This window comes from Polaromonas vacuolata, from assembly GCF_012584515.1.
Taxonomy (GTDB): Bacteria; Pseudomonadota; Gammaproteobacteria; order Burkholderiales; family Burkholderiaceae_C; genus Polaromonas; species Polaromonas vacuolata.
The window spans coordinates 1,405,028-1,417,788 of record NZ_CP051461.1 but is presented as its reverse complement, the minus strand read 5'-3'; the positions used below and the strand labels follow the sequence as shown (position 1 = coordinate 1,417,788).

Annotated in this window: 1 protein-coding gene (cut by a window edge); it reads right to left on the bottom strand. The window is 53.6% G+C overall.

Annotated elements, in window-relative coordinates:
* Window positions 1-12,761 carry the 5' portion of a CARDB domain-containing protein gene (locus HC248_RS06555; protein WP_272953648.1) on the bottom strand. Its footprint begins 9,772 nt before the window's first position, so the window shows 12,761 of its 22,533 coding nt (coding positions 1-12,761); its start codon is at window positions 12,759-12,761; its stop codon lies beyond the left edge, outside the window.

Genomic DNA, 12,761 nt, shown 5'->3' with positions numbered 1-12,761 from the left:
ACGAATTCGTCACGCGTCAAAGGCGTTGCGGCACCTGTCAGATTAAAACGAAAAGGCGTGGCCAACTCTTCCAGCTTGGTGTAGTGGACACGGTCGTCGCCCGAATCGACATGCAGAAACTTGGCAGTTAAGCCTGCCTCTATGTTGTCCAGCGAGGAGACTCCAGCATCGAGCAAACCGCTGGCCTTCCAGTCGGGGTGACTGGCGTAAAGCTTATCGCGAAGACCTTCAAAATCGTAACCAAGCCATTCTTTTAAGCCCGGGTAGGTTTGCAAATTAAAGCTCATGCCGATGAAGCCACCGGCGGCCACATCAAAGGCGTAACCAGGTGCTAAGTTCATGCCAGTGGCGTTGACCGTACCGTCTAAGCGTGCCCAAGGGATGTCGGCCCGGCTAAGTCCGGCCGTGGGTGTTGCGCCGTAGGTTTGGGTGTTGCCAGCAGAGTCGGCAGTTTTGCCATCGGGCGCGCCACCTACGTTTGAGCCAAACAAGACATAAGGAAGGTTCAAGCCGTCCAGCACGTCGTCGCTGTCACCCATTTCGGTAGCACCAATATCAAAGCGCACGTAAGGCGTGTCGACATTGGTCAAGCTTTGCAAGGACACGCTGTAAAGTGCGCTGTCGCCCGGGTTGAGCGAGCGTGGGCCACCTATGCCGATGGTGATGTCAGCCTCAATGCCGCGCTCTACCAAGTAGCGGTTGACTTCAGTCACGCGTTTGCCGTCTGGGTTGGTGACAATTAGGTCGTACAGACCGCGGGGGGCGAAGCGCAAATCAAACACCGCGCGGATGTGCGTGGCGTCAAGCACTTGCCAACGCGCAGGCTCTATCTCAAACACCCCAGGGCGTGAGAGTTTGACCAGCGCGCCAGCTTTAAAGCTGGCGCCGTCAATATCAAAAGTCACCCAACGGTGGTTATCGTCCCCTGTGCCGCCTTGGTCAGGCGTGATCTTGGTGATGGCTAGCGGCAGCAGATCGGCACGCAGGGTGACCGGGATGTCGTTGCTTTGATTGGTTTGTCTAGCGCGCAGCAAGATGTAATAGTCACCCGCATGGGTACTTGGTATGAGTGCTTCTTGATCGGCAGCCGACGGGTTGCTATAAGCGGCATCAAAGGCAAAACCGGTTGGAATGTCGCCGTAGCGGATGTAGACCTCGTTAGCCCCTTCTTCGGCGGACGAATCCAAGGTCACGCGCAGTGTCTCACTGCTGGCGACGCTGACTTTATAAAGGCGTGTTTGCCCGGCTGCGAGCGTGGTGTTCAAGGGGCTGGCCACAGTGAGCGTGGGCACTTGTACTTGAAGCACGCCGCCAGAGGCCACTCGGTTATTGGCTTCGCCCGGTGGTAAGTTCAAGCCAGTGGCGGTGTAGCTAATCCTGCCTTCAAAGACTTCGTTGTACAGATCGGGCCGCACGATGATGCGCCAGCTACCGTCTTTCAGTGGCGGCAGTTTGGCGGTGAGCGAGCCGCTGTAGCTAGCTTGCGCACCCAAGTCGCCCACGTGGTCTAGCTTGCCTAGCAAGATGTCGCCCAAGTCCCACGCGTTGTCGCTAGAAAGATAGAGCGCATCAGTCCAACGTCCATAAGCTGGGTTGATGGAATCGTTAGTGATGCTGTAGTTAATCTGCACCGCTTCACCCACGATGCCTGAACTAGGCACTGCAACGCTGGTGACTTTCAGATCGGCTGGGGGCGGTGTGTTGACGATGATGGGCTGCTCTGCAGCACTGGCGTTGTTTTGCTCTTTGCCAAACTCACGCACACTGCCAAAAGCGCCCGTGCCCCAGGTGCGCGCCGGGTCGGTGATGACGAAGACGTAGTACGCACCCTCTAGGTCGCGCGGCGCAGTAATGCTAAGGCTGCGCTCATAGGTAGCGCCGGCTGCCAAACCGCCGCCGTGGCCTACATAGCCCACATAGCGGTCTTGGTTAACGTCTAAGAATCGGTCTTTAGATAGGTAGACCAAGTCGTTCCAGTTGCCTTGATCGCTGGTGGTGTTGCCGCCCGCGTTCACAACCCGGTAACTGATGCTGACAGATTGCCCGGCCAGCACGCTGGCGGGCGCAGTAACTTGTGCCACTTGCAAGTCTGGCGGCGTGCCTAAGGTGATGGGTAGCGCGATAAAGGCGACGTTATTGCCTTCGTCTTTGAACTCTTTGACGGCATCAAAAATGAACCCTTCTGCGATCGTACTCAGGCCGTCGCGAATGGTACTGGGCTCTCTTGGGTAGAAGTCTTTGGTGACCGAGGTGTCAGCTTTAACAATAAGGTTGAAGTTCCCGCTGATGGATTCGGGCAGGTTGAAGGTGGCGGTATTGGTGTAAGACTGACCCGGCTTTAAGTACTTGGGCTGATTGGCGTCAAGCAGCACTGTTGAGGCAATACGGTAGTAGGTTTCCGCATTATTGCCACGATCAACCAGTGGGGTGTCGCTGCCGTCTAGAGAATCATCACGCGACAAGTACACGCCATCAAACCAATTGCTGCTGCGGGTGTCGCGGCTGCCGCGGTTGGTGACGGTCCAGCTGACGCTAATTTGCTGGCCCGAATACGGCGCGGGATCGGACACGCTGATGCTGTCTATCTGCAAATCGGGTTCGCGGTAGGTGATGTTGAGTGCAGCGCCCGCCATATTGTTATCGTTGCGTCCACCTTCAAAAACCGAGCTTGCGTAGCTGTAGTCACGCAAGTTTGGGTTGTAGCCACCAGCCAAATACTCTGTTTCAGACCGGAATTGGCTCGAATACAAAGGGCTGCGCACTGCGTCGGTGATGACGTAGAGGTAGTAAGCACCCTCGGTGCCAGGCGGCAGTTTAATTTTCGCTGAGGTGGTGTAGCTGGCGTTGGCTGCCAGCCCCGCCACATTGGAGTGAACAAAGCTTCCCAAGAGGCTAGCTCTGCTCGGAATAAAGCTGGGGTCTTTGCTGAAATAAACGACATCGGCCCAGTCTCGGGAGCCTGGCCACACAGCCTCGCCTTGGTTGGTGACCGTCCAGGTGATGGTGCTGTCTTCGCCAGAAAAATTATCTAGCTGAGTCTCTAGCGAAGTCACTTGCAAGTCTGCCGGGTGTGAGGCAATGACCGAGCCCGCCGCACGCAGATTGTTGGATTCGTTGGTCTCACCGATGCGATTGGGAACGTCGGTTTTGACGACAATTTGTCGGCCCTTCACAGACGGTGCGAGTTGCACGGTTTGGGTCACGGTGTAGCGTTCACCACTGCCAATAGTGCGCTGCTGGTTGTAGCTGCCTAAGAAGTACACGTTTTGCTCTGAATTCGGGTCGGCATTCTCTGTCAGGTAAACCAAGTCATCCCAGTAGCCGCTGAACGCGTCGCCCTTGTTTTGCACGCTGTAGCTAAACGTGTAATTACCCCCGGCGTCGGCAGCCACTGGCGCAGTAACGTCTATGACCGTCAAATCAAATGCAGGCGGCGTAATGCCAATCACGCTGATTGCACGTGACTTGTAGTTGTTGTTGTCCAGCTGGTTGGCATCGTCTAGGTTGATGTTGGACGCTAGTGTGTCCTCCAAAATCACGTCGTAGGCGTCGCTCCAAACTGTAATGAAGTAGTTGCCCGAGTAGCTGTTGTCTGGAATCGTGACTTGCGCCGTGCCTAGGTAGTCGGCACCGACGGCCAAGTTGCCGTTGTGGGTGATGGAGCCGATGATCACATCGCCCTTATAAGCACCCGGACGTCGTTTGTCGCGTGCCAGCCAAACCGTGTCGGTCCAGCTACTGATAGCAGCCGAGACGCCACGGGTCGTGTCACTGCCCAAGTTACTGACCTTGTAGCGCACTTCAATACTCGCGCCATGCACAGCTTGCTCCGGCGCAACGATGTCGCTGGTGACCAAGTCGCCAAAGGGTATCGGGTCTACATAGAACTGCACCGCTTTGATGTTGTTGCCTTCGCTAGGGTATTCATCAATGTTGTTGTTGCCGTCGGCCACCACTATTAGGTAGGCATTACCACGGTAGCGAATCGGAATATCCACCGCTGCGCTGGTGCTGGCATAAGCCTCGGTCGGCGCGAGCGCACTCGCGTTGTCAAATTGGCCCACCAGCAAGTCGTCACCACTGAGGGTAGCGTCTAGAGATAAGAAAACCTTGTCTTTCCAACGGCCGCTGGCTGCTGCAGGCCCTTGGTTTATCACGCTGTAGCGAATGGAAGCACTGGTGCCAGCCGTGACATGCTCTGGCACGGTCATAGTGCCAACGCGCAGATCGGGGCGATCGTTCAAACTGACTTCGGTCAAGTCTGTCGAATCAAACGCGTTGTTGCCAGCCGCAGCGCCGTATTCATATAACTGACCCGCTGAATTGGTGGTGACTTTGATGCGGTACAGACCTTCAATTTTTGCCGGCAAGCGCAGCTGTTCAGTGCGCGTGTAGCGAATGCCGGACTCTAGGCCACGGTCGTAGCTAAAGCTACCTAGGGTCACGGCAGCGCCGCCCCCCCCAGAGACCAGTTGCACGGTATCGGTCCACACGCCACCGGCGCTGGCTGGGCCAAGGTTGACTACGCTCCAACTCACGTCAATCACCGCGCCCTCAAGCGCGGTAGTCGGCAAGGTGATGCTCTCTACTTTCAGGTCCGGTGATTGGGACAGCAGCACGGGAATGGCGCCAGAGCTGGCTTGGTTGTTGTTGTCAAACACAAACTCAAACGAACCACCGGTGCGCACATTGATGTAGAAGGTGCCCTCTATGCCTTCGGGCAAAGTCACTTCAAGGCTGCGGCTGTAACGGTCGTTCACCGCAAGCTGGCCGATGTGGCTTGCTGTGCCAAATGACTTGACGACGCCAGACCCGTCGGCGTTGCGACTGAGCCAAACGCTGTCTGACCATTCGGCAACATTGGTCAATCCAATGCCAGTATTGACCACGCTCCAAGTCACACGCAGCGGACGTCCACTGGCTGGCGTGCCACTGGTGCTGACCGACTCAACTTGCAGATCAGCATAGGGGATGGTCATGACATCGACAGCATGGTTGATGCGGCCAATGTTGTTGGCTTCTGAGCCTTTCTCAAACACCTCGGCACGCGCATCCGTCACAACAAACAGCTGGTAGCGGCCCACGCTGGCCGCAGGCAGCAACATGCGTTCGCTGCGGCTGTAAGAAGCAGCTTGTGCCAGCGCGCCGTCGTGGCGGTATTCACCCACTATGCGGTCGTCCGCATTGCCTAAAATGTCGTCGCTAGAAAGCACTACGCGGTCAATCCAACTGCTGGTGCGGCCCGCGCCAGTTCCTTGGTTGGTGACGGTCCAGAGCACCTCTAAAGGCGCAGGATCGTCGATCACGCGGGTGGGCGCTGACACATCGCTAATGGCCAGATCGGCGTAGTAGTCCTGCGCAACGTTTATCAGTGCTAGTGTTTGATTATTAATTTCTCCGGCCGCTGTTTCTTTGAGCTGGTTGTCGGCGTCTGTTACAACCAAAAGCTGATAAGCACCTGCGGCATCAATTGGCAACGTGACTGCAATACTCGCCAAGAAACTACCGCCAATTGAAATCGTTGCGTGGGTGAATTCACCGAGCTTGATGTCATTCAAACCAAGTTCACCGTCACGTGACAAATACACGGTATCTTTCACGCCGGCTGCGTCGGCAGAACCGATGTTGCTGGTGACCCAACTCACGTTGAGTGCTTCGCCGCCCTGGCGCAAGCCTTGAACATTCAGGGCGTCAACCCGTAGGTCTGGGTGAATGACGTTGACCAGCTGAGTTCTTGTGTTGTCGGTCTCGTTGAGTTCATTCGAGGTATTGAGTGAATCTGTGATGACCTCTAGCCGCCAAGTGCCTGTAGCAACGGCAGGCGCCTCAAAGCTAAGCGTTTGTGAGTAAGCAGCACCCACTCCAAGCAGACGGTTTTGCTGCACAGTTTTAAGACTCATCACGTTGGCAGAATTATTGACATCGACCAGACGAATGCTGTCTGTCAGGGTGGTGCTGACAATCTCGTTGCCGTTGTTCTGCACGGAGTAACTCATGCTGACCGTATCACCAACTTTCCAAGTAGTCGGCACTTGCAGATCTGTGATTTGCAAATTGGCTTTGGGCTCGGGAAAAATCTGCGTTGTCTGCGCCGCAGCGATCATATTGTTATTGGTAGCACTGCCGAGTTCATAGACTTTGCCAGTCACGTCGGTTTTAACGATCAGGTATCGCGCGCCAGTTACTGTAGCTGGCAAGATGGCATCGACTGCTGCGTTATAGCTGGCGCCAATTTCAAGTGCACCGGTATGCGTCAAAGAAATTACGCTGACTGCATTGATATCCAAGGCCGGCGTGGTTGACAGGTAGACCCTGTCTACCCAGGAACTGACGTCGGTTGCAATTGTTCCCCGATTGGTGACCTTCCATTCGATACGCGCACTGCGACCTGCGTTGGCAATGACTGGCACTAGCGTGATTTCCGGAACCAGATCTGCATTGGTAGAAAGAATGGAAATCGCGCTGGAAATGCCGGTGTTATTGGATCGGGAGTCGGGCTCCAATATTGAATTGGTCGCATCGGCGATCACGGCAATGCGGTAGGACCCGTCAATCCGCATTGGCATGCGTAGGTTTGCAGTCTGCGTGTAAATGCCTCCAGCGCCTAATGCGCCGCTGCGCTGCACGTTGGCCAAGACCACATCATCCGCATTGCCGATGACGCCGTCTTTGGACAGCACGATGCGGTCTGTCCAACCTGTACCGGTGGAAACTGGCCCCAGATTCTCGACCGTCCAGCTAACTTCAATATTGCTACCTGAGGCGGCATTGGCCGGAACATTCAGTGCGCTAGTACGCAAGTCTGCATACGGTTTGAGGGCGGACTGAAGCTGAACAATGCTTGAGTTATTGATCTCGGCGGTGTTGCTCTGGTTCGCTTCAAACACACTGCCTTGCGCATTGAGGTTTTGATCGGTTGTCACCGTCACTTCAATCTCACCCGCGCCGCGTGTGCCGTCCGGTAATCGGTAAACAAATGAACGCGCTAGCAACTGTCCCGGGCTGATCGCGCCGTTACCCGAAAGCGCGGGGTCATAGTAGACGGTAGTCTTGCTGAGCTGCTCACCGGAAGTTTTGTTTTTAATAACAATCAAATCGTAAAACGCACCGGCCACCAAACCGTTACCGCTGTTGAAGTCGTCCCATCGAATAGTGATGCTGTCGCCGACATTCACGCTGCTTTGGTCTACGGCTAGGTTCTGCACTTGCAGATCGGGGTATGTCCTCAAGGTCGAAACTACGCTTAACTGCGCGGTATTGTTGCTCTCGGCCGTGCCGGCATTGTTGCTTTCAAATATGTAGAAGCTTGGGTCAGCGCCGACCTGAATATCCCAAGTGCCCACACCACGCAAACCATCGGGTAGTGTGAAGCTGTAGCTGTACGCCTGACTCTGTCCCGCTTCTATTGGGACTTCACCGGCATAAACATACGTGTTCAACAAGGTTTCGTTGGTCGTGGTGTTGCGCAGATAGACGCGATCGTAGTAATAGCTTTTTACCGCAGCATTGCCGCTGTTGAAGTCATTCCAGCGAATGGTGATGCTGTCACCTGATTGGATGAGGCTTTGGTCTACGGCTAGGTTTTGTACTTGTAGATCGGGGTATGTTCTCGAGGTCGAAACTACGCTTAGCTGCGCGGTGTTATTGCTCTCGGCCGTGCCGGCATTGTTGTTTTCAAATATGTTGTTGTAGTGGTCAGCGCCGACCTTAATATCCCAAGTGCCCACACCACGCAAGCCATCGGGCAGTGTGAAACTGTAGCTGCGCGCCAGACTCTGCCCCGCTGCCATTTGGACTGGCTCAGAATAAACTTGCGTGTCCAACAAGGTTTCGTTGGTCGTTGTGTTGCGCAGATAGACGCGGTCGAAGTAGGCGCCTTTTACCGCAGCATTTCCGCTGTTGAAGTCATTCCAGCGAATGGTGATGCTGTCACCTGATTGGATGAGGCTTTGGTCTACGGCTAGGTTTTGTACCTGTAGATCTGGGTATTCCCTCAATGTCGAAACTACTCTCAGCTGCGCCGTGTTGTTGCTCTCGGCAGTGCCGGTATTGTTGTTTTCAAATATGTAGTTGTGGTGGTTAGCGCTGACCTGAATATCCCAAGTGCCTACGCCACGCAAACCATCGGGTAGTGTGAAGCTGAGGCTGCGCGCCAGACTCTGTCCCGCGGCCACTTGAGCTGCATCCAAATAAACAACCTCGTTCAACAAGGTTTCATTGGTCGTAGTGTTGCGCAGATAGACGCGATCGTAGTAGTAGCTTTTTACCGCAGCATTGCCGCTGTTGAAGTCATTCCAGCGAATGGTGATCCTGTCGCCAGACTTGATGAGACTTTGGTCGACGGCTAAGTTCTGCACTTGCAAATCAGGATAATTTCCCAGGCTTGAGACTAGACTTATTTGCGCGGTATTGTTGCTCTCGGCCGTGCCGACATTGTTGCTTTCAAATATGTCGTTGGATCGGTCAGCGCCGACCTGAATATCCAAAGTGCCCACACCACGCAAACCATCGGGTAGTCTGAAGCTATAGCTGCGCGCCAGACTCTGTCCCGCGGCCACTTGAGCTGCACCGGAATAAACACCATCGCTCAACAATATTTCGTTGGTCGTGGTGTTACGCAGATAAACACTGTCGTAGTACTCACCGTTTACCGCACCATTGCCGCTATTGAAGTCATTCCAGCGGATGGTGATGGTGTCACTAGACTTGATGAGGCTTTGGTCGACAGTTAAGTTCTGCACTTGCAGGTCAGGGTCAGGCCGCACCAAACTGATCACGCTAGAGGCAAGCACATTATTGTTGTCACTTGATTCAGCTTGATAACCAAATTCATCGGCGCGCACGATTAAAAAATAATTGCCGGTGGCGAAATCACTGCGAACTGGCAGCAATACCTGTGCGCTGCGGGTGTACTCGCCATTGACGGCCAAGGGATTGGCATTCGCCTGAACATAAGTTAGCAGGATAGCATCGCCACCTAATACGTTGTCGCGAGACAACCATACGCTGTCATACCAGTTGGCTTGCTGCGCTGGATCGGTGCCCATGTTTTTGACGATCCACGAGACATCAAGCCTCTGCCCGAATGCACCACTGCTTGGGGCTGTTACAGCCGTCACCGTCAAATCTGGCGAGCGCAGCGTAATCGTTGCGCGATAGCTGTCGGCGCCTTCGCCTTTTATGCCATTGCCATTCTGGTCCATCGCATTGCCTGCTATATCGGAGATGTTGGGACCGAGGACCAAGTCGTATTGACCCAAGGTCATTTGACTGAAGAAACGCACGCTCACCACATTACCTACCGCAGTAACACTATAGATCTGCCCCAGTAGATTGCTGCCGCTAGGTCCTGAAAAACTAGCGACATCGGACACACTGACGCTGGCGGGATTAAGGGCCTCGCTAAAGGTAAAGTCAATTTGATTAAACGGTGCCGACACTGTCTGGTCTGGGGTTTGCGGTAGCACACGTGGTCCGCTGTGATCGATCTGAAAACTACTGGTAAAAGCCGCATTAGCATTGTCCTGCAAGCCTTGGAACACGCCAGCGGCGAGGCTGTAGTGGTACGCAGTTTCTATATCCTGCGCATTAATAAAGAAGCGCAAAGTGTTTCCATTAATCACCTGCAAACTCGTTGCAACCGCACCGCCATCGAGTACCAAATCGGTGAATTGCACTGTATCGAGACGCAAGCCCTCAGAAAACGTCAAATCAATTGAGGCAGGAGGTGATGCAACAATTTGTCCATCGAGAATCGACTGCCGGATAACCCTAGGGGCTGATGCAACAAAACCTGTGGCGCCGGTGACGGACAAGACATAGCTGCCTTGTGTGCCGTTCTCGCTGGCTACTTCCACTCGATAAATACCGCTTGCATCGATAGGCACGGTGTATGCGATGCGTGCATTGCGACCATCCGGGCCGTTCAAGCTCTCGGCAACCTTGACGCCATTTGACGCAAACAGAGTCAGCTTTGTATCCAACAAGTTGATAGGCTCTCGGCTGCCGTCGCCTGGCGTAGTGGTGTTGATGACCAGCGTGTCGCCTGCATTAACGTTGACTTGGTACCGATCAGCGCCAGCCCGACCTTTCGCCCACGCGACAGCTTGCTCAAAAAGGCGGTCTGCCAAACCCGACCTCAACTGGGTCGTGTTATACCCCGAGTACCCAGCATAAAGAGGGCCGAGGTACACAGATCTGCCACTACCCGGCGTCGCTACGGCCACCGCGATTTGACCATTGATCGTGGCCAGGATTTGGCTGTTCGCGTCCGCACGCAGACCGCTTTCCGGGAACTCACTGTAAGTCCCTGTTGTAAACGCTCCAATGCTTTGCGTTACAGGGTGACTTACCGCCGTGAGCATGACGCTACCGTCGGTGTCATAGCTAGAACCAAGCACATTAACAGGTAATGCAGCGGAAAGAGCCTGCCGCGTTGCGGTAGATTCCTCCGCTAATCCGCTGACAGTCCATCCCGTAGCGACCAAGCCGCCGCCGTTTTGGACCCAGGTATTCAGCGCCACGGCAAACTGCGCAAATCCATCAGTGTCAAAACCTGAATCACCGATAACCAATACATCGTAAGCAGACAGCTCTGACAATGAATCAATCTGGCTCGGACTCACGACCGTGGCAGTGAAGTTAAAGAACGTGTCATCGTTCAACTGGCTGGCTATGGCAGCATAGCCGCCGTCAAAAAATTCTGAAAAGCGAGGTAGGCTGGAGACGACGGCCACTTTAATTGCACTGGTACTCGCCCCACCTAAGGCAAAACCGCTTTGAGATAGATCACTGATGTTTTCTGACGCCAAGTATGCAAAAGGCAACGCAGCCCCGCGCGTGAGCAACAAGCTATAAGCCCCAGCACTTGTACCGCTAATACGGGCGTAGTAAGAGCCAGTAGTGCCGGGCACAAAGTCAGCGATATACGCATCCACATTGGCGGCATCGGTTCGACCCATGGCTAGCAGCAAGTTATCGCTGCCAAAAAGTTCAAGCGTAACGTTCGGTGCTTGCGCATGCGCGTCATGTGCCAGTGCGATAGTTGTCGGCTGACCCGCAGTCAACGTGAAGCTATACCACTGACTGTTAGTGCCATCTAGATCGCCGCGCACAGCACCGCGGCTTGCTGCCCCGCCTAAGCTGATGAAGCTGCTGTCCAGACTTTGCGCACTCGCCTGCGTGGTGTTGGCACCCTCTCCTATCTGGGCGTTGAGCAGCGCACGCACTCGGTAACGACCGATGCCCGCCAAACTGCTTGCGTCTATACGGTAACTACCCGCTACGGTCACCGGTTGGGTCTGCAGCAGCACGGTCTGCCCCGCAGCCGTGCTGTCTGCTGCGCCTATCAAGGTTTCACCATCCGGTGCCAGTCGTGCAATCCTGCCCTGCACCGCCGAATCAATAGGCGTCATCTCAAGCGTGAGGGTTTGCCCGGCATCTAGCGCCAAAGTAAAACTGTCGCTGTCACCGGCTGCGTGAAATACGCCACGCGCAGCGCCTTCAAAAATCAAAGAAGCTGCCGGTTGTTTGCTGAGCAAAGGTTGAGTGAAAACACGAGCGTCAGCATCTACTGAAAAGTTCACTACAAAATATAAGTCGCTATAAACGTTAGTTGCGTTAGTTGCGTTAGTTGCGTTAGTTGCGTTAGTTGCGTTAGTTGCGTTAATTGCGTTAATTGCGCTATCAACGCTAGTAAAAGAATTAACCGAGGAATCATCAGATGCGAAAAAAGATGCAAACGCTGCTAGATCGAAGTCCCTTTTAAACAAAATTAACTCATAACTACCTTCATCCAGTGAGGAAAATCCCACATGTAATTGATGAGTAGTGTCGTCGTACCTAAAGCTATCACCCGAAAATTCATCGTCAATAAAACTGTTGTGTAGGATCACTTGTAATGTGTGCAAATAAACGGCATCCAATGCTTGACTAAACGTAAAGCTGAAATCGTGATTACCGGTAGACAACACTGAGTCGGGAGCTACCGAACAAGACAATACCTCGGGTGAAGGCTGCACAGTGAGTCTGTAGTAGATGGGATTAATTGCATTGGCTGGTCCCTCAATCAACAAGGTGTAGCGTCCAGATTGGTCCAACGCAGAAGGATACTTTTGATCGACATCAAAAAAACTAGATTTAAAAACTTGCACATCATTAGGATCAAGCAAAGACCAGCTTAAGCCAGCAATATTGTTACTACTTTGAAACTCGAAAAAAAATCGTTCACCCGCAACAACATCAAATTTATAAGTATTTTTTGTGTTTCCAGGATTGAGTTGCCCAGAGACATCTATGCCCGGCTGAATCGTTAATGCAGTTGGGTTTGTGAGCGAGACAGGAGAGATGCTGCTAGCTGCAATCATGGAGTCGTCAAACATCAATCCAGGGCTTTCAGCCGGCAATTCCAAAAACAAATTTTGACTTGAAACGGCGGACTCATTGGTATCTAAAGTTTGACTATCAATTCGACCTGAAGAGCTGGCAAGTTGCCAAGATAAGTCGCTTTGATTAGTGAGCTGGTCAAAGACGACTGGGCTCACCTCAGGCAGGACTAACTCATACCGGTCTTGTTCGCCTGGCGAATCAATCGCGCCGCTGACTAAAGCCATTACATCAGCTGACAAAAGAACGCGTGGCTCTAGAGATTCAAACCTAAGTGCTGTTTGTACAGTTGTTGTTTGTTGCTTAAGTGAAGCGCCACTTGGCTCAAGCTTATTGCGTTGCGTGCGTTGTGCAAACACTCGTGTTAATGCCGACAT